This window comes from Bacillus cereus group sp. MS39 (assembly GCF_040448665.1).
GTDB classification, from domain to species: Bacteria; Bacillota; Bacilli; order Bacillales; family Bacillaceae_G; genus Bacillus_A; species Bacillus_A wiedmannii.
Map to the genome: position 1 here is coordinate 1,819,431 of NZ_CP123058.1, position 19,521 is coordinate 1,838,951.

Here is a 19,521-nt window from a genome sequence, read left to right on the forward strand (position 1 = left end):
TTTCTTTATCGGCTATACTAAAGGAATAGGAGGGATAAATTATGACAATTGAAAACCCAACTCGTACGGAAATTGGTGAAGTATTAAAGAAAAGCAAAACGATTGCAGTTGTTGGATTATCAGATAAGCCAGAACGTACATCGTATATGGTTTCAAAAGCAATGCAAGATGCTGGGTATCGCATTATTCCAGTAAACCCAACAGTAGATGAGGTGCTTGGAGAAAAAGCAGTTTCTTCACTAAAGGATATTAAGGAACATGTTGATATTGTAAATGTATTCCGCCGTTCAGAATTTTTAATGGATGTTGCGAAAGAGTTTGTAGAGATTGATGCAGATGTTTTTTGGGCACAATTAGGAGTACAAGATGAAGATACATATAAACTTTTAAAAGAAAAAGGCTATACTGTAATAATGGATCGTTGTATTAAAGTAGAACATGCGATGACAAAGTAGTATAGGTTTTAAAGAGAGAAAGATTGATTCAGCCCTCGTTATAGATAAGTAGGGCCGATGAACGAGGTGTTCATCATGAGATTTTTTAAAGGCTGTTTTTGGGGATTATTACTCGTTATCCCATTTTGGATATTGATCATTTGGATCATGATAAAGGTTTGGAATGTATAATCTTGGCATACATATCCATTTCTCGTTGACAAACGATTATTTTTCTGAAATAGTAGCCTAGAGGAATCCTTGTGAAAAAACAAGGATTTTTCTATTGAAAATGGTATATAAAAGAGATAAGATAACTTGCCAAAACTATAGTCGAGGCGTTATTCTATAATAGAAACATATGTTCTGATTTGATTAGGAAAGGGGCAAGGAGTTTGGCGAAGCATCAGTTCCAATATAATGAAGATGCAATTCAAGTGCTAGAAGGACTTGAAGCCGTTCGAAAACGCCCGGGTATGTATATCGGGAGTACGGATAGCCGTGGATTGCATCATTTAGTATATGAAATAGTAGATAACTCCGTTGATGAAGCGTTAGCGGGATTTGGCGACGAAATTTCTGTCGTAATACATAAAGATAATAGTATTAGCGTTATTGATAAAGGGCGAGGAATGCCTACGGGAATGCATAAACTTGGGAAACCTACACCTGAAGTTATTTTAACTGTACTTCATGCCGGTGGTAAGTTTGGTCAAGGTGGCTATAAAACAAGTGGTGGTTTACACGGTGTTGGGGCATCAGTTGTAAATGCCTTGTCAGAATGGTTAGTAGTGACGATTAAACGTGATGGAAATATTTATGAACAACGCTTTGAAAATGGTGGTATTCCTGCAACGACACTGGAGAAGATCGGGAAGACGAAAGAGTCTGGTACGACAATACATTTTAAACCAGATACAACGATTTTCAGCACAACAAATTACAATTACGAAACATTATGTGAAAGATTACGTGAATCTGCATTCTTATTAAAAGGGATGAAAATCTCAATAAAAGATGAGCGAAATGATTTAGAAGATGTCTTTCATTATGAAACAGGAATCGAAGCTTTCGTTTCATACTTAAATGAAGAAAAAGATTCAATCCATCCGGTTGTATACTTCACTGGTGAACAAAATGGAATTGAGGCAGAGCTAGCATTTCAATTTAACGATGGCTACTCAGAAAATATTCTTTCGTTTGTAAATAATGTACGTACAAAAGATGGTGGAACACACGAAGCTGGGTTTAAGACAGCAATGACTCGTGTGTTCAATGAGTATGCTCGTAAAGTTTCACTATTAAAAGAAAAAGATAAAAACTTAGAAGGTACAGATATTCGTGAAGGTGTAGCGGCTATCGTTTCTGTACGTGTACCAGAAGAAGTACTTCAGTTTGAAGGACAAACGAAGGGGAAACTAGGTACAAGTGAAGCTCGTTCTTCAATTGATGCAATTGTATCTGAGCATTTAGCTTACTTTTTAGAAGAAAACCCGGATGTTGCTACACTTCTTGTGAGAAAGGCAGTTAAAGCAGCGCAGGCACGTGAGGCTGCTCGTAAAGCGAGAGAAGAAGCGCGTACTGGTAAAAAGAAAAAGAAATCAGAAGGTACATTAAGTGGTAAGTTAACACCAGCACAATCACGTAACCCGCAAAAAAATGAACTGTACCTAGTAGAGGGTGACTCTGCGGGTGGTTCCGCGAAACAAGGTCGAGACCGACGTTTCCAAGCGGTATTACCGTTACGTGGTAAAGTAATCAATACAGAAAAAGCAAAACTTGCTGATATCTTTAAAAATGAAGAAATTAATACAATCATTTACGCTATTGGCGGTGGTGTAGGGAATGAATTCGCTGTTGAAGATATTAACTACGATAAAATTGTAATTATGACCGATGCTGATACAGATGGTGCGCACATTCAAGTATTGTTATTAACGTTCTTCTACAGATATATGAAACCACTTATCGAAGCTGGCAAAGTATTTATTGCACTTCCTCCTTTATACAAAGTAAGTAAAGGAAAAGGTAAGAGTGAAGTGATTGAGTATGCATGGTCTGATGAAGAATTAGATGGTGTAACAAAAAAGGTTGGTAAAGGCTACATGCTACAGCGCTATAAAGGACTTGGCGAAATGAATGCCGATCAATTATGGGAAACGACGATGAATCCTGAAACACGTACGTTGATTCGTGTGAAAATTGATGATGCATCAAGAGCGGAGCGCCGAGTTACGACATTGATGGGTGATAAAGTAGAACCTCGCCGTAAATGGATCGAACGAAATGTACAATTTGGTATGCAAGAAGAAGGAAACATTTTAGAAAATGAAATGATTATGGAGACGGAGGTGGAATAACATGCAGGCAGAGAAGTTTCATGACCTCCCGCTTGAAGACGTGTTAGGTGACCGCTTTGCACGTTATAGTAAATATATTATTCAAGATCGCGCGCTTCCAGATGCGCGTGACGGTTTAAAACCGGTACAAAGACGTATTTTATATTCCATGTATGTAGAAGGAAATGTACATGATAAAGCGTTTCGTAAATCAGCTAAAACAGTCGGTAACGTTATTGGTAATTACCATCCGCACGGTGATTCCTCTGTATATGAGGCGATGGTACGTTTAAGTCAAACTTGGAAAGTACGTAATGTTTTAGTTGAAATGCATGGTAATAATGGTAGTGTTGATGGCGATCCAGCAGCGGCAATGCGTTATACGGAAGCGCGATTATCACCAATTGCATCTGAGTTATTACGTGATCTTGATAAAGAAACAGTGGAATTTGTGTCAAACTTCGATGATACGAGTGAAGAACCTGTTGTATTACCAGCAATGTTCCCGAACTTATTAGTGAACGGATCTACAGGGATTTCAGCTGGTTATGCAACAGAAATTCCTCCGCATCACCTTGGGGAAGTAATTGATGCGACGATGATGCGTATTGATAAGCCGAATAGTACTGTTGATGATTTATTAACAGTTATGAAAGGGCCAGATTTCCCGACCGGTGGTATTATTCAAGGGATTGATGGTATTAAAAAAGCGTACGAAACAGGAAAAGGTAAAATTATTATTCGCGGAAAAGCGGAAGTTGAAACGATTCGTGGTGGTAAGCAACAAATCGTTATTACAGAAATTCCGTATGAAGTAAATAAAGCGAACCTTGTTAAAAAAATGGATGAATTACGTCTAGATAAAAAACTAGATGGAATTGCTGAAGTACGTGATGAGACAGATCGTACAGGTCTTCGTATCGTTGTAGAGTTAAAAAAAGAAGTAAATGCTGAAGGTATTTTAAATTATTTATATAAGAATACAGATTTACAAATTCCATATAACTTTAATATGGTTGCGATAAATAATCGTCGTCCTACACTTATGACGTTACCAAAAATTTTGGATGCATATATTGGACACCAAAAAGAAGTTGTAACAAAGCGTTCTCAGTATGAATTACGAAAAGCGGAAAATCGTCAACATATTGTTGAAGGTTTAATGAAAGCATTATCAATTTTAGATCAAGTAATCGAAACGATTAGATCTTCTAAAGATAAGCGTAATGCGAAAGATAACTTAAGTGCTAAATTCGGCTTTACAGAAGCACAATCAGAAGCAATCGTTTCGTTGCAATTATATCGTTTAACAAATACAGATATTACAGCACTAGAAAAAGAAGCGGATGAATTAAGTACAAAAATTGCAGAATTACAGGCAATTTTACAAAGTGAAAAAAGACTTCTTCAAGTTATTAAAACAGATTTGAAGAGAGTAAAGAAAACATATAGTGATGATCGCCGTGCTATTATTGAAGAACAAATTGAGGAAATTAAAATCGATGTGGAAGTGATGATTCCTCAGGAAGATGTCATCGTTACTGTAACGAAAGAAGGATATGTGAAACGAACAGGTTGGCGTTCACATAATGCATCGAACGGAAAAGACTTCGGTATGAAAGAGGGTGACATCTTACTGGAGCGATTCGATACGAATACGACAGAGACAGTCCTCTTATTTACGAATAAAGGAAACTATATATATCTGCCAGTATATGAAATGCCAGAAATTCGTTGGAAAGATTTAGGTCAACACGTTGCGAATCTCGTTTCACTCGAGCGGGATGAAATGATTATTTGGGCGACCGTCGTACCGAATTTTGAAGAAGAAAAACGATTTATCGTATTTGTTACACGAAATGGTATGATTAAGAAAACAGAATTAAACCAATATAAAGTTCAGCGTTATTCAAGAGCGTTCGTCGCTGTGAATTTGAAAAAAGATGATTATGTTGTAGATATATTTGCAACAGATGGAACGAGTGATATTGTTCTTGCAACCTATGGTGCATATGCACTTATTTTCCATGAGGATGAAGTAAGTCCAGTCGGTGTAAGGGCCGCTGGTGTGAAAGCAATTAACTTAAAAGAAGATGATTATGTCGCTTCTGGTAAACCGTTAAATGGTGACAAAGATCAACTTATTCTCGTTACGCAGCGCGGTGCTGTAAAACGTCTAAAAGCATCAGAAATTGAGAAATCAACGAGGGCGAAGCGAGGTCTTGTTATTTTCAAAGAGTTAAAACGTAATCCATACCGTATTGTCGGTATTGAAATTGTTAGAGACGATGAACTAGTTTACATGAAGACAGAGAAACACATCGTAGAAGAAATTGATCCGAAAGCGTATCGAAATAAAGACCGGTATAGTAACGGTAGTTTAGTGCTAGATGTTAACGATACAGGTGAAGTTATTGAAACGTGGACAAAAAAACGACCGGAATAAAAAAAGCATCTTGCTATGGATAATGGCAAGATGCTTTTTTCTAGGCAAATTATTATGTAAATAATAATAATCTTGTTATAATAACTGAATGAAATCGTTCTCATAAAGTGAAACTTTAATCAATCGGACTTTTACGAGCAGTTGATTCCTCAACTAATTTATTTACTTTCGCTGAATTTTGAGGTAGGGGGTCTTACTGTCCGTTAAAGCTTGATAAATGGAGGGGCAACATGAAAAAAATAGGTGTAGGGATTGTAGGATTTGGATTTTCTAGTACAACATTTCACATTCCATTATTACAAACGATAGAAGAATATGATATTCGTGCTATTTTATCATCAAAAGAAGAACTCGTGAAACAAGCATTACCAAATGCTGAAGTTGTTGGCACAATTGAAGAATTAGTAAAACGTGCTGATATTGACTTAGTGGTGATTACTTCACCAAATACAACTCATTTTCCATATGTAAAAGAAGCAATTTTACATGGTAAGCATGTAGTTGTGGAGAAGCCATTCGTTGTTTCAATTGAAGAAGGCGAAGAACTAATTTCATTAGCAAAACAGCACAATGTGGTGTTAAGCGTATATCATAATCGCCGTTTTGATAATGATTTCTTAACGATAAAGAGATTGTTAGAAGAAAACAGAATAGGGAATCTATACGCATATGAAGCACATTTCGATCGTTTTCGTCCACATGTACGTGATCGCTGGAGAGAAAAGAATTTACCAGGATCAGGTATATTATATGATTTAGGATCGCATTTAATTGACCAAGCATTGTCATTATTTGGGAAACCAGATGCGATAAGTGCAGATGTAATCAAACAACGACCAGGTGCAGAAATTGATGATTACTTCCATGTTATACTCCACTACGGTGTTAAACGTGTCACTTTACATAGTAGCAGTTACGTAAAGCAAGCAGGTCCACACTTTACACTGCATGGAGATAAAGGTTCTATCGTGAAATACGGTATGGATTCACAGGAAGAACAATTAAAAAATGGAATGAAGCCAGGCGATAACGGTTATGGAGTAGACGCTGAAGAGAATTTTGCTACTTTACATACGGAAGAAAAGCTAGAGCGTATTTCGACAGAAGTTGGCTGTTATGACATGTATTATAAAGGTGTAAGAGATAGTATTGTAAATGGTGAGAAACCACCTGTAACAGCACAAGAAGGCTTGGAAGTTATTCGACTTATTCAATTAGCGATTGAAAGTAGTGAAACGGGTAGAGTCATCAATGTAAAATAAAAAAAGACACGAATTTCGTGTCTTTTTTTATTAGGCATATGTGAATATGACTAATTATTTAGTTTAATCGCTTGTCATACATTAACTGAATTTGTATGCCGTAAGGATCTTCAATAATCCCATATGCTTCACTAAATATATTTTTTTCTAGCGGAGAGATTATTTTCACATGCTTATTAGAAATTAAATTATTATAAAATCTTTGTATTTCTTCTAAATTAGCGCTTTGAATGCAAAGCGACATGTTATTTCCAACGTTATAACGTTCATTAGGCTTCATTGTATCTTCTGCTATCATTAGCTTTGTATTCCCGATTTGTAAAACAGAGTGAGCAATATAATCTTTATTTTCACTTGTAATTTTAAAAGAACGATCTCTTTTGGCCAATTCTTCATACGTAACAACCATTAGCTTCTTTGCTTCTAAATTACGTGTATAAAAGTTAATTGCCGCCCTTGCTTGCCCATTCATTGAAAGAAAAATAGCTATTTCTAATGTCATAAATTTATAGCTCCTTTATTAGTTAATAATTATAATATAGACTAAAAAGGTTTCAATACATGACACCTTTCAGGAGGGGAATATGAAAAAAACGGAACGAATAAATGACATGCTTATTTTCTTAAATAATAAAAGATATTTTAATTTAAAAGATTTAATGGCTAGATATGATATTTCTAAAAGTACTGCTTTACGAGATATTCAATCATTGGAAGAAATAGGTGTGCCAATATATTCTGAATTAGGTAGAAATGGAAGTTATAAAATTATAGAAAATAGTGTGTTATCACCAATTTATTTTAGTGTGGATGAAATGTATGCGTTATACTTTTCGATTCTTACATTAAATGGATACAAGACAAAACCATTCAATATAGAAAGTATTGCTCTTGAAAATAAATTTAAACATGTATTACCTGATAATGTGCGTAAAAATATTTCAATTATGGAACGAACGCTTTCTTTTGAAGTAACAAATCATAGTAATTTTAGTCCGTTCTTAAAAGAAATTTTACAGGGGATTTTTGCTGAGCAAGTTTATCATTTAACATATTTAAAAAAAGATGAGGAGAAAGTATTAGTCGCCCAATTTATTCGAATAGAATCTAAATTTGGCCAGTGGTATGCTAAAATCTTTAATTTTGAGACAAATAATGTTCAAATACTTAGATGTGATAAAATTCTTTCTATTATGGAAACAAGCAATACGAATTCAAAAAATCTTGAAGAATTACTAAGTTACCTTACTACTTTTCACAGAAAGCCTGATGCAATTGATTTTCGTGTCATCGTTAATCAAAAAGGAAAAGATATTTTCGATAAAGAGAATTATCCTTCTATGAGGATACAAAAAGAAAATGAAAACTATACTATAACAGGCTATTTTAACAAGCAAGAATTTGATTTTATTTCAAGTTATTTTCTGAATTTCGGTGAAACGATTATTTCAATTCAGCCTGTTATGCTAAAAGAGTTAATCTACAATAAGGTGTTATCTATTAAGCAGCATTTAACTTTTTTAAGTTAAAATTTGTTTTAGTCGTTTTTTTGACATGAAAAAGCCCTTGAGATTTCAATATCCAAAGGGCTTTTTGGTGATTTTATTTGTTCTGTAGGAAAAATTATTTTTCTGGGACGGACAGTCCATAAAAGAACATCGTAACGATATCTTGTATATGTTTTTCACGATCTCCTTCAAGAAGCTGTGCCCCGAAATCATCACCTAATTTAGTAAACATTTGAATGTAAAGTAACATCATTTCTTTAGTAAGATGGGGATTAATTTCATTATTGCGCTGTGCTTGTTCTAATATTTCTAAATACCATGGCAGTATTTTTTCATTTTGATAACTATAAATAAACTCTCGGAGAATTTCATCTCTTTTCATCATTTGTAGTAACATATCAGGCTGAAATAACCCGCCAGTATTCATTTTTCTTACAATCATTTTTTGCATCATATCATGAAAAGGTAATTTTTCTTCAGCAAGCTCTTTATAATATTGAAATTCAGATATGATAAATTCTTGTATAAGCTCCCTAAATAACGCATCTTTACTTCCAAAATGATTATAAATGGTAACTTGAGAAACGTTAGCTTTTTTTGCAATAAGTTCTATTTTCACTTCATTAAATCCACGTTCTGAAAATAATTTAAAGGCCGCATCTTTAATGGCACGTTTTTTCTTTTCTTTCACTTTTTCAAAGCCGTTCAATACAATCACCTCAATAAAAATATACAAGAAAATATAGATGAAAACAATATTTTTGAAATATGGACATATAAATATTTCAAAAAGTTGTTGCGAATATGAAAGATGAGGAGTACAATAATTTTGAAATATCACATATTAAATATTTCAAAAAATGAGGTGGAATTATGATTTCAGTTCAAAATGTCACAAAACAGTTTTCAAATGGAAAAGGTTTGTTTCATATAACCTTTGATGTAAAAGAAGGGGAAGTTTTTGGCTACTTAGGACCAAATGGTGCCGGGAAATCCACAACAATTCGTAATTTAATGGGATTTATAAAACCGACAGCTGGGAAATCATCAATTTTCGGATTAGATTGTTGGAATGAAGCAGCGAAAATTCAAAGACAAGTCGGATATTTACCGGGAGAAATTTCTTTTATTGAAGGAATGAACGGATTAGAGTTTTTAAAGTTAATGCAAGGAATGCGTGGGCTAAAGGATACGAAAAGACGTGATGAACTAATAGAACGTCTGCAATTCGATGTGAAAACACCGATTCGAAAAATGTCTAAAGGAATGAAGCAAAAAGTAGGAATTGTTGCTGCTTTTATGCATGATCCGGAAGTGTTAATTTTAGATGAACCGACATCGGGACTCGATCCACTTATGCAGCAAGTGTTTATAGATTTAATATTAGAGGAAAAGCAAAGAGGAAAAACGATTCTTATGTCTTCACATATATTCACGGAGATTGAGCGTACATGTGACCGAGTAGCGATTATTAAAGATGGGCGCCTTGTAACAGTTGAAAATATTCATGATTTACAAAGCATGAGACGACAAGTGATAGATGTAACAGTATCGTCGCAAGAAGAAATTGAGTCTCTTACAAAGTGTAATTTGCAATTTGAAGCGGTGAAAGGTAGAGAAGCATCGATTATTGTACAAGGAAACTATCAAACGGTTTTACAAACACTTTCAAACTATAATGTAACGGCACTTCAAACGAGAGCAATGGATTTAGAACATTTATTTATGCATTATTACGATAAGAAAGAAGGGGTAAAGCATGAATAAGCAATTGTTTTTAGCTAGTTTGAAAGAGACACAAAAAAGTATTTTGAGTTACGCAACTGGTGCAGCTCTTTATTTATGGTTATTAATTTGGATATTCCCTTCAATGGTATCAGCGAAAGGGTTAAATGAATTAATAAGTGCTATGCCTGATAGTGTGAAAAAAATTGTTGGCATGGAAAGTCCGATTCAAAACGTAATGGATTTTTTAGCTGGCGAATATTATAGTCTATTATTTATTATTATTTTAACAATTTTTTGTGTAACAGTTGCAACGCATTTAATTGCTCGTCATGTAGATAAAGGAGCAATGGCATACTTGTTAGCAACACCTGTATCTAGAGTGCAAATTGCAATCACGCAAGCGGCTATTCTTATATTGGGACTACTGATAATTGTAGCTGTTACGTATGTAGCGGGTATAGTAGGTGCAGAATGGTTTTTAGAAGATAATAACTTAAATAAAGAATTATTCCTGAAGATAAACGTAGTCGGAGGGCTAATATTTTTAGTCGTTAGTGCTTATTCATTTTTCTTTTCTTGTATATGTAATGACGAAAGAAAGGCACTTAGCTACTCAGCAAGTTTAACAATTTTATTTTTCGTAACGGATATGGTAGGTAAATTAAGCGATAAGTTAGAGTGGATGAGAAATATATCATTATTTACGCTATTTCGTCCGAAAGAAATTGCTGAAGGAACGTATAATATATGGCCGGTAAGTATAGGTTTAACTGCTGGAGCACTTTGTATTTTCATAGTAGCGATTGTAGTGTTTAAGAAGAGGGATTTACCGTTGTAAAGTAGAAAGTCCACTGAGAAAGTGGGCTTTTTTTGATGAGGAGGAAACGAATGAATCATTTGTTCCGGGTGCAGCTATATGTAAATGATATAGAAAAGTCATTATTGTTTTATGAAGAAGTAATTGGTTTAAAGCTGTATAAAAAAGGTATGCATGCAGCACGTTTTAATCACGACCAGTTTTCTTTATTACTAGTTAGTGATTCAAAATTGAATGAAAATCACTATTTTTACAATCGAAAAGAAATGAAGGGAAATGGCTTTGAACTAATTATCGTTGTCGACCGACTTGAAGATGTATATGAACGTTGTAAAGAGAAGGGATGCAAGATACAAGAAGAGATTCAAACATATTCATGGGAGACGAGAGGATTTAAAGTTGTAGATCCAGATGGATATTTCTTAAGGATTACGTCTGAGTAAAGGTGGACATGAAGAATGTTTACCTTTTTATGGAAATATTCAAAAAAATGAACCTTTTTCTAGGCTCATCCGTCTAATACATGTAAAGTTAAATTTGAAGTGAGGATGAAACAGGAGGAGCAATTGTGAAAGTAATCCCTTTATATAAAATGATTATAAAAGAAGAAACCGATGTTTCTTTAGCGAAAAAAGGTGATCATGAAGCGTTTATGGCGCTTATACATACAGAAAAAGTGAAGATGTACCGAATAGCAAAGGCTATGTTACGTGATGAGACAAATATAGAGGATGCGATACAGACGACAATTTTAAAAGCCTATGAAAATATAAAAAAATTAAAGAAAGAAGAGTTTTTTCAAACTTGGTTAATTCGAATTTTAATGAATGAGTGTAACAATATTATTAGAGCGTATAAAAATATAATTGTGATAGAAGAGAATGATTACAATATGAGCGCGTGTGATCAGTATGAAGATATAGATTTGTGTAATGCGATTCAATCGTTACATGAAGAATTAAGAGCTGTTACGGTGCTGTATTACTATGAAGATATGAATCAAGATAGCATTGCGAAGCTTTTAGAAATACCAAAAGGAACAGTGAAATCGAGATTGTCGCGCGCGAGGGAACAACTACAGAAACGATTAAAGATGGAATAGGGGGTGCAAAGGATGGATGATGAAAAATTATTTGATGAGAAATTAAAAAAGAGAATAAAAGATGAAAATATTATAGTACCGCTAGAGTTAAATGAAAAGATTAATGGTACATTACATAATCTTCCGGTAAAAAAGAAGGGTTACAGGGTGTATATGATGGTTATAAGTGCTGCTGTTCTAGCGCTTTCTATTGTGTCTATGTCGGAGTTTTCTGATCAAATTTTTGCTCAAAACGGCGGAGTATTTGAATATGTAAAGAAAAAGGCGTTTTCTGATTATGAAAATGAAGAGGAAATGAAATCGAACGTAAATTATCCAGAGAAAGAAAAGATTCATGAAAAGATGCTAGATTCCATTGATCATTTTAAAAATATTTCAGGACAATTTGAGGAATATTCTAGTTCGTCAAGAATTGCTACAACATACAAATATACGATTGATACGGAGGAACAAAGAGGTATCTCTTCGAAAGAAGATAAGCTATCGAAAAAACGAACACTTATATATAACGAGGGCAAGAAAAAAGAATTTGATGATGAGAAGTATACATATAAAGAGACAAAATGGAGCTCGAAAGAAAGAAACAATGAACTATTAAAATTAAATCCTACGGAAAGGTTATTGAGAAAATCGGGTGAGAAAAAAAGATATGATGATGAATATGTGGGATTCGCGAAGTATAGTATTCAATCAGAATTTGCGGATCTATTAATTCGATATAAAGATTGGAATTATAAAGAAACGAAGTATCTTGGACTGGATTGCTACAAAATAGAAGGGACAATAAATATAGAAATGCCTGTAAGTACATCTGAAGATTTAAGAGGGAAATTTGAAATGGTTGTAGAGAAAAATACAGGGATTATGCTCAAGTTCCTTAGTTTCCACGAAGGTATGATTCAATATTCAATCACGACCGAATGGATACAAATAAACAAAGGATTGAAAGAGAATGCATTTCAAAAGGAAAGCGCTAATTATGAGAAATTGAAAAATATATTAGATGAATAGAAAACGGAGGAAACGATATGGAGAATCACCCTTCTTCAAGAGAAAAGAAAAATAAGCGAAAATATAAAAAGACAACAATAATAAGTGTATTGTTAGCAATATTACTATTTGGCGGAGTTGGATATGGTACTTACGTATATATGAAAACTTCTAATCTCGTACAAAAATCAAATGTTAATTTAGCACGTGGTGAAAAATCAAAATTACGTGAGGAAACTGTAAAACCGATCACCAATAATGTTTCACTTTTAATTATGGGAATTGATGAAAATCCAGAACGACAAAAGGAGTATAATGGTGCATTTCATACAGATGCACTACTGTTAGCTACTTTTAATAAAGATGATAAGACTGTGAAATTAACGAGCATACCACGTGATACATATACATATGTACCAGTAGAAAAGAAAAAAGATAAAATAACGCATGCATATGGAAGTGGTTTCGTTAAAAATGGTAAAGATGGAGGACCGCAAGCTTCAGTGGAAGCGGTAGAAAAATTGTTACAAGTGCCTGTTGATTATTTTGTGAAGTTTAATTTTAATGCATTTACTAAAATTGTGGATGGATTAGATGGGATTGAAGTAAATGTCCCAGTTGAATTTACAGAGCAAAATAGTAAAGATGAACCTGACGCAATCCATTTGAAAAAAGGACTACAAACATTAACAGGGGAAGAAGCACTTGCACTGGCAAGAACGCGTCATATTGATAGTGATGCAATGAGAGGTCAGCGTCAACAGCTTGTTATTGAAGCGATGTTAAGTAAATTAAAAAGTGTAGGATCAATTACGAAGCTAGAAAAAATAGTTGAGGCAGTTGACGGCGATTTTAAAACAAACTTAGTAATGGATGATATTTTATCTTTTTATAAATACGGTTTAAACGGTTCAGTTGAAAAAATACAATTAGCTGGTGATGATTTATACTTACCTAACGGTCCAAATGGGAATCGTGTATATTATTATAACCCTAATAAAAAAGATCTACAGAGTTTGAGTAATACTCTTAGAACACATCTAGGATTAAGTGAAAAGCAGATTGAGGAGAATTAAAGCAGGCATAATGTCTGCTTTTTTATTACGTTTAATAGTGTGACATTTAAAATTAAATGTTATATACTATTTTCGAATTATGGATAATAGCGTAACATAATAATGTGATTTAAGTTAAATAGCAGGGGGGCTATTACATAAAATACATCATTAGCAATTATTGAAATCGTATGGGAGAAATGAAAGAATAAAAATGAGAATTGTAAAGAATTTAACATTCCAAGTTATTGTGGCGATTATTTGTGGTATTGCAGTAGGGGCCATTTGGCCTAGTGTTGGACAAGAGATGAAGCCAATTGGTGAAACGTTCATCAATATGATTAAAATGGTTATTGCACCAATAATCTTTTTAACAATTATGCTTGGGATTGCAAGTATGGGAAGTATGAAAAAGGTAGGTCGTGTTGGCGGGAAGGCACTATTATATTTTGAAATTGTTACAACAGCGGCTTTACTTATTGGTATCATCGTAGCGAATGTTGTACGTCCAGGAGATGGATTAGATCCTTCAAAACTAAAGGGCGGAGATGTTTCACAATATGTACAAAGCGGGCAAGAAATGAAATGGATGGATTTCTTTTTACATATTGTGCCGTCTAACATGTTCTAAGCATTTGCAAAAGGTGACATTTTACAAGTTTTGTTCTTCTCCATTTTATTCGGTGCAGGGTTAACGATGTTAGGGAAAAATGGACAACCGGTAATCGACTTTTTTGAAAGATTATCGAAAGTATTTTTTAACATTTTATCAATTGTAATGAAATTAGCACCGGTTGGAGCATTCGGTGGAATGGCGTTTACAATTGGCAAATATGGTTTAAGTACACTTATTCCACTCGGTAAATTAATGATTTGTGTATATGCAACAATGGCATTATTTGTTTTTATTGTTTTAAATTTTATTTGTAAACTGTATAAATTTAGTTTGTGGAAATATTTAGCGCATATTTAAGAAGAATTACTCATTGTTCTCGGGACATCATCATCAGAATCAGTACTGCCGCGAATGATGACAAAGATGGAAGACTTCGGGTGTTCGAAGCCGGTAGTAGGTTTAGTCATTCCGACGGGATATTCTTTTAATTTAGATGGAACAACGATTTATTTATCGATGGCTACTATATTTTTAGCTCAAGTCTTTCACGTCGATCTTTCACTAGGTCAACAATTAACTATAATAGCTATTTTGTTAGTTACATCTAAAGGTGCAGCAGCAGTAACAGGTGGAGGGTTTATTGTATTAGCATCTACTCTATCTGCAATGAATGTTATTCCATTAGAAGGGTTAGCACTATTACTTGGTGTAGATCGTTTCATGTCAGAAGCACGTGCTATCGTCAACTTAATTGGTAACGGTATTGCGACTGTAGTTGTTGCAAAAATTGAAAATGAATTTGATGATGAGAAGTATAAGAGGATAGTAGAAGAAATGAAAAGAGAGAAAATGGCCGGATAAAAAAGTCAGCTTTGCTGACTTTTTTTATTTTTGTAGAAAAGAGGTTTGTTACGATATACATTATTTATTAACAATAATTTACAAGTGTTTTATAGTGAGGGGATATAAAGACTATTAAATCAATGCATAGAATTCAATGAGATATAGTGTTTCAAAAGATTATGGAATTTTTATGAATATTACTGTAAAAAAATAATTTTTTAAAAATTTTCAATAATAACACTTTACAAAACTCAAAAAATTAGTAGAATAATAGTTAATAAGAATCTTCTGATAAATATATAAAGAAAAACGGAATTATCAGAAATTTCTTAAATGAGAGCGTTAAGAATTAGGGAGGGTACAGAAAGTGAAAAAGAAAAAAATCAAAAAATTAACAGCAGTTGTAGCACCAGTTTTAGCAATGAGTATGGCATTAACAGCATGTTCTACATCAGGTGGAGATAAGAAGACAAGCACAAATTCTAGCTCTGGCGGAGATAGTAAATCAGAGGAAAAATTAGCAGCGAAACAAGTGCTAAATCGAACAGAAACGAATGAGATTCCAACAATGGATACTTCGAAAAGTACAGATACTTTAGGTTCTCAAATGTTAGGGAACACAATGGAAGGTTTATACCGATTAGATAAAGAAAACAAACCAATCCCAGCTGCGGCAGAGTCAAGCACGAAGAGTGAGGATGGTAAAAAATATACATTTAAATTACGTAAAGATGCAAAATGGTCAAATGGTGATCCTGTAACAGCGAAAGATTTCGTATTTGCATGGCAACGTCTATTAGATCCAAAAACAGCTGCTGAGTATGCATTTATCGCATTCCCGATTAAAAATGCAGAAGCAATTAGCCAGGGGAAAGCAGAAGTTTCTACATTAGGTGTAAAAGCGGTTGATGATCTTACACTTGAAGTAGAATTAGAACAAGCGGTACCATACTTCTTAAACTTAGTAGCATTCCCGTCATATTATCCACTAAATGAAAAGTTCGTCAAAGAAAAAGGGGATAAATACGGTTTAGAATCTGATACAACAGTTTATAACGGTCCATTCGTTCTTACTGATTGGAAACACGAACAAGGATGGAAACTAAAGAAGAATGATCAATATTGGGATAAAAAGACTGTGAAATTAGATGAGATTAACTTTAGTGTTGTAAAAGAGCCAGCAACTCGTGTGAATTTATACGATAGTGGCCAAATTGATTTCTCTTTATTGACTGGAGAATTCGTTGACAAATATAGAAATAATAAAGAGGAGTTTGGAACATATTCAGAACCAAGTACATTTTTCATACGTTTAAATCAAAAACGTGGTGGGCAAGATACACCATTAAAGAGCCAAAAATTACGCGAAGCAATTGCTTTATCGATTGATAAAAAGAATTTAGCAAATGTTATTTTAAATGATGGATCGAAACCGGCTGATTACTTAGTACCTAAAGGGTTAGCAAATGGACCAGACGGAAAAGACTTCCAAGAAACGTTTAAAAATGGTATTAAGCCAGATGCGAAAAAAGCAGCTGCTGCATGGGAAGAAGCGAAAAAAGAGCTTGGAAAAGATCAAGTTACAATTGAGTTCTTAAACTATGATACTGGTAATGCGAAAAAAGTTGGGGAATATGTAAAAGATCAAATTGAGAAAAACTTAAAAGGTGTAACAGTAAATATTAAACTGCAGCCGTTTAAACAAAAACTAAAATTAGAATCAGAGCAAGATTATGATATTTCGTATGGTGGATGGAGCCCAGACTATGCAGATCCAATGACATATTTAGATATGTTTGAATCTAGTCACTCTCACAACCAAATGAGCTACTCTGATGCGAAGTATGATGAAATGGTTAAAAAAGCTGGCGGAGAGTTAATGAGTGACGCGAAGAAACGTTGGGAAGAACTAGGAAAAGCTGAAAAATTATTACTTGAGCAAGATGTAGCACTTGTACCTTTATATCAAAATGCTAGATCTTATGTAATGAAACCGACTGTAAAAGGTGTTGTTAAACATAACATTAGTCCGGAGTACAGCTTTAAATGGGCTTATGTAACTGAAAAATAATAAGTTAAAAAAGCATTCCGAAAGTAGACTACTTTTGGAATGCTTTTTTATTATGAGATTAAATTGTAAATAAATCAATAAGCACAAGGGGAATGCTACTTATATAGTAAATAGGAAGAATTTGTATAGTGGTAATTGTAAAAAATAATTTTTACTATCACAAAAAAATAATTTTTAGAATATTTTAAAAATAACTTTACAAAAACGGAAAAGTTAGTAGAATATTAATTAATAAGAATTTTCTGATAACTAGTTATTAGAAAATCTCTCAAAATTAGTTTCGTACATATAATTGGGGAGGGTACAAAAATGAAGAAAAAGATGAAAAAGTTCACGGCGGTTGTAGCGCCAGTTTTAGCGATGAGCATGGCGTTGACAGCGTGTTCTGGATCAGGTGGGGAGAAGAAAACAACTACGACGTCTAATGGTGGTGGGGAAGAGAACAAATCCGAAATTAAATACGCAGCAAAACAAGTATTAAATCGTACAGAGAATCAAGAAATTCCGACGATGGATACGTCTAAATCTACTGATACGTTAGGGTCACAAATTTTAGGGAACACGATGGAAGGATTATATCGTCTTGATAAAGATAATAAGCCAATCCCAGCTGCTGCAGAATCTAGTACGAAAAGCGAGGATGGCAAAAAATATACATTTAAACTACGTAAAGATGCAAAATGGTCGAATGGTGATCCTGTAACAGCGAAAGATTTCGTATTTGCATGGCAGCGCTTACTTGATAAAAATACAGCGTCAGAATACGCATTTATTGCTTACTATATTAAAAACGCAGAAGCAATTAATAAAGGTGAAAAACCTCTAACAGATTTGGGGGCAAAAGCAGTAGATGATTATACACTAGAAGTAGAATTAGAAAAGCCAGTACCATATTTCTTGAATTTACTAGCATTCCCGTCATACTATCCGTTAAATGAAAAATTCGTAAAAGAAAAAGGAGATAAGTACGGTTTAGAAGCAGATACAACGGTGTATAACGGGCCGTTCGTGATGTCTTCATGGAAACATGAACAAGGATGGCAGCTAAAGAAAAATGATAAGTATTGGGATAAGAAGACTGTGAAATTAGAAGAAATTAACTATAGTGTAGTAAAAGAAGTTGCGACGAAAGTAAACTTATATGATACAGGGTCAATTGATTTCACACTACTATCAGGAGAGTTTGTAGATAAATATAAATCGAACAAAGAAGAATATGGCGAGTATGCAGAATCAAGTACATTCTTCTTACGTTTAAATCAAAAGCGTAACGGACAAGATACACCGTTAAAAAGCAAAAAGCTTCGTGAAGCAATCGCATTATCAGTTGATAAAAAAGGTTTAGCAAATGTTATTTTAAATAACGGTTCAAAAGCAACGGATCAATTGGTTCCAAAAGGGCTTGCGACAGGACCAGACGGTAAAGATTTCCAAGATACATTTAAAAATGGTCTGAAATATGATCCGAAAAAAGGTGCAGCAGCGTGGGAAGCAGCGAAAAAAGAACTTGGAAAAGATCAAGTTACAATTGAATTACTAAGTTATGATGATGGAACTGCGAAAAAGATTGCTGATTATGTTAAAGATCAAATTGAGAAAAATTTAAAAGGTGTAACGATTAATACAAAAATTCAGCCGTTCAAACAAAAATTAAAATTAGAGACTGCACAAGATTATGAAATTTCTTATGCAGGTTGGAGTCCAGACTATGCGGATCCAATGACATTTATTGATATGTTTGAATCGAAGAGCCCATATAACCAAATGAGTTATTCAAATGCAAAATACGATGAAATGGTACAAAAAGCAGGTAATGAATTAATGGGTGATGCGAAGAAGCGTTGGGAAACGTTAGGGAAAGCAGAAAAATTATTCCTTGAAGAAGATGCTGGACTAGTTCCTTTATATCAAACAGGAAGAGCGTATGTAATGAAATCGAATGTAAAAGGAATTGTGAAACATAACATTAGTCCAGAATATAGCTTTAAGTGGGCGTATGTAACGGAAGGGAAATAAGAAAAAAGAGCGTTTAAAAAATATATTATTTATTTTTAAAACGCTCTTTTACTATTCAATTAAATTTAAATAAATAGAAAAGAATAAGAAAAGTGGTACTTACATATAGTAGATGGGGGAGAATTCGTATAGTAGTAATAGATTGTTATTGAATAAAATAAATTAATTATTATGAATATTTTTAAAAATACTTTACAATTCAAGGAAAATTAGTAGAATGATAATTAGTAATAATTTTCTGATAATTTAATTTAGAAATCTCTCAAAGTTAGTTTCGTACATATAATTGGGGAG

15 protein-coding genes and 1 pseudogene are annotated in these 19,521 nt (G+C 33.7%); 14 read left to right on the forward strand and 2 right to left on the reverse strand.

Features of this window, described 5'->3' with window-relative positions:
• Positions 1-41 precede the first annotated feature (41 nt).
• The 4 genes from QEP67_RS09500 (at position 42) to QEP67_RS09515 (ending at position 6,481) form a co-directional block, all read left to right on the forward strand.
• Positions 42-455 carry a CoA-binding protein gene (locus QEP67_RS09500; protein ID WP_000151391.1) on the forward strand — a complete coding sequence of 138 codons (414 nt, stop codon included), beginning with the start codon at positions 42-44 and terminating at the stop codon, positions 453-455.
• Positions 456-829: 374 nt separating this feature from the next.
• Entirely contained in the window at positions 830-2,794 is a 1,965-nt protein-coding gene (parE, locus tag QEP67_RS09505) for a DNA topoisomerase IV subunit B (RefSeq protein WP_001062189.1), read from the forward strand.
• Position 2,795: 1 nt separating this feature from the next.
• Positions 2,796-5,219 (forward strand): DNA topoisomerase IV subunit A, encoded by a 2,424-nt coding sequence (parC, locus tag QEP67_RS09510; RefSeq protein WP_061672854.1) that lies wholly within the window; start codon positions 2,796-2,798, stop codon positions 5,217-5,219.
• 230 nt (positions 5,220-5,449) lie between these two features.
• On the forward strand, positions 5,450-6,481 hold the full coding sequence (locus tag QEP67_RS09515) for an oxidoreductase (RefSeq protein WP_048565898.1): 1,032 nt from the start codon (positions 5,450-5,452) through the stop codon (positions 6,479-6,481).
• Between the two features lie 58 nt (positions 6,482-6,539).
• Here the strand turns inward: QEP67_RS09515 and QEP67_RS09520 are convergent, their stop codons facing one another.
• Positions 6,540-6,983 carry a VOC family protein gene (locus QEP67_RS09520; protein WP_353706565.1) on the reverse strand — a complete coding sequence of 148 codons (444 nt, stop codon included), beginning with the start codon at positions 6,981-6,983 and terminating at the stop codon, positions 6,540-6,542.
• An 82-nt stretch (positions 6,984-7,065) separates the two neighbouring features.
• Between QEP67_RS09520 and QEP67_RS09525 the strand changes: the two genes are divergently transcribed.
• Positions 7,066-8,010: a WYL domain-containing protein gene (locus tag QEP67_RS09525; RefSeq protein WP_000750568.1), complete on the forward strand. Its 945-nt coding sequence runs from the start codon at positions 7,066-7,068 to the stop codon at positions 8,008-8,010.
• 94 nt (positions 8,011-8,104) lie between these two features.
• Here QEP67_RS09525 and QEP67_RS09530 read toward each other — a convergent pair whose 3' ends face one another.
• Positions 8,105-8,698 (reverse strand): TetR/AcrR family transcriptional regulator, encoded by a 594-nt coding sequence (locus QEP67_RS09530; protein ID WP_001012991.1) that lies wholly within the window; start codon positions 8,696-8,698, stop codon positions 8,105-8,107.
• Between the two features lie 164 nt (positions 8,699-8,862).
• On the opposite strand from QEP67_RS09530, the gene QEP67_RS09535 reads away from it, so the two are divergent.
• The 9 genes and pseudogenes from QEP67_RS09535 (at position 8,863) to QEP67_RS09575 (ending at position 19,227) form a co-directional block, all read left to right on the forward strand.
• On the forward strand, positions 8,863-9,756 hold the full coding sequence (locus tag QEP67_RS09535) for an ABC transporter ATP-binding protein (protein WP_061672852.1): 894 nt from the start codon (positions 8,863-8,865) through the stop codon (positions 9,754-9,756).
• Complete coding sequence (locus tag QEP67_RS09540) at positions 9,749-10,555, forward strand: ABC transporter permease subunit (RefSeq protein WP_061672851.1); 807 nt, start codon at positions 9,749-9,751, stop codon at positions 10,553-10,555. The genes QEP67_RS09535 and QEP67_RS09540 overlap by 8 nt, the downstream gene beginning before the upstream one ends.
• Before the next feature lie 50 nt (positions 10,556-10,605).
• Positions 10,606-10,977 carry a VOC family protein gene (locus QEP67_RS09545; protein WP_048565901.1) on the forward strand — a complete coding sequence of 124 codons (372 nt, stop codon included), beginning with the start codon at positions 10,606-10,608 and terminating at the stop codon, positions 10,975-10,977.
• A gap of 125 nt (positions 10,978-11,102) precedes the next feature.
• Positions 11,103-11,636 (forward strand): sigma-70 family RNA polymerase sigma factor, encoded by a 534-nt coding sequence (locus QEP67_RS09550; RefSeq protein ID WP_000864725.1) that lies wholly within the window; start codon positions 11,103-11,105, stop codon positions 11,634-11,636.
• A gap of 12 nt (positions 11,637-11,648) precedes the next feature.
• The gene (locus tag QEP67_RS09555; protein WP_000340809.1) at positions 11,649-12,647 is read left to right on the forward strand and encodes a hypothetical protein; all 999 of its coding nucleotides are present in this window, start codon (positions 11,649-11,651) and stop codon (positions 12,645-12,647) included.
• A gap of 17 nt (positions 12,648-12,664) precedes the next feature.
• Positions 12,665-13,702, forward strand: coding sequence for an LCP family protein (locus QEP67_RS09560; RefSeq protein WP_000427470.1), 1,038 nt, complete (start codon positions 12,665-12,667; stop codon positions 13,700-13,702).
• Between the two features lie 193 nt (positions 13,703-13,895).
• A pseudogene (locus tag QEP67_RS09565) lies at positions 13,896-15,158 on the forward strand (dicarboxylate/amino acid:cation symporter).
• 349 nt (positions 15,159-15,507) lie between these two features.
• Entirely contained in the window at positions 15,508-17,211 is a 1,704-nt protein-coding gene (locus QEP67_RS09570) for a peptide ABC transporter substrate-binding protein (protein ID WP_000727407.1), read from the forward strand.
• A gap of 309 nt (positions 17,212-17,520) precedes the next feature.
• The gene (locus QEP67_RS09575; protein ID WP_000728452.1) at positions 17,521-19,227 is read left to right on the forward strand and encodes a peptide ABC transporter substrate-binding protein; all 1,707 of its coding nucleotides are present in this window, start codon (positions 17,521-17,523) and stop codon (positions 19,225-19,227) included.
• Positions 19,228-19,521: the final 294 nt, after the last annotated feature.

Excerpts from the sequence above, each read along its gene's own strand:
- QEP67_RS09500 (WP_000151391.1), top strand. The coding sequence starts at position 42 with ATGACAATTGAAAACCCAACTCGTACGGAAATTGGTGAAGTATTAAAG.
- parC (WP_061672854.1), top strand. The coding sequence starts at position 2,796 with ATGCAGGCAGAGAAGTTTCATGACCTCCCGCTTGAAGACGTGTTAGGT.
- QEP67_RS09515 (WP_048565898.1), top strand. The coding sequence starts at position 5,450 with ATGAAAAAAATAGGTGTAGGGATTGTAGGATTTGGATTTTCTAGTACA.
- QEP67_RS09520 (WP_353706565.1), bottom strand. The coding sequence starts at position 6,983 with ATGACATTAGAAATAGCTATTTTTCTTTCAATGAATGGGCAAGCAAGG.
- QEP67_RS09525 (WP_000750568.1), top strand. The coding sequence starts at position 7,066 with ATGAAAAAAACGGAACGAATAAATGACATGCTTATTTTCTTAAATAAT.
- QEP67_RS09535 (WP_061672852.1), top strand. The coding sequence starts at position 8,863 with ATGATTTCAGTTCAAAATGTCACAAAACAGTTTTCAAATGGAAAAGGT.
- QEP67_RS09540 (WP_061672851.1), top strand. The coding sequence starts at position 9,749 with ATGAATAAGCAATTGTTTTTAGCTAGTTTGAAAGAGACACAAAAAAGT.
- QEP67_RS09545 (WP_048565901.1), top strand. The coding sequence starts at position 10,606 with ATGAATCATTTGTTCCGGGTGCAGCTATATGTAAATGATATAGAAAAG.
- QEP67_RS09555 (WP_000340809.1), top strand. The coding sequence starts at position 11,649 with ATGGATGATGAAAAATTATTTGATGAGAAATTAAAAAAGAGAATAAAA.
- QEP67_RS09560 (WP_000427470.1), top strand. The coding sequence starts at position 12,665 with ATGGAGAATCACCCTTCTTCAAGAGAAAAGAAAAATAAGCGAAAATAT.
- QEP67_RS09575 (WP_000728452.1), top strand. The coding sequence starts at position 17,521 with ATGAAGAAAAAGATGAAAAAGTTCACGGCGGTTGTAGCGCCAGTTTTA.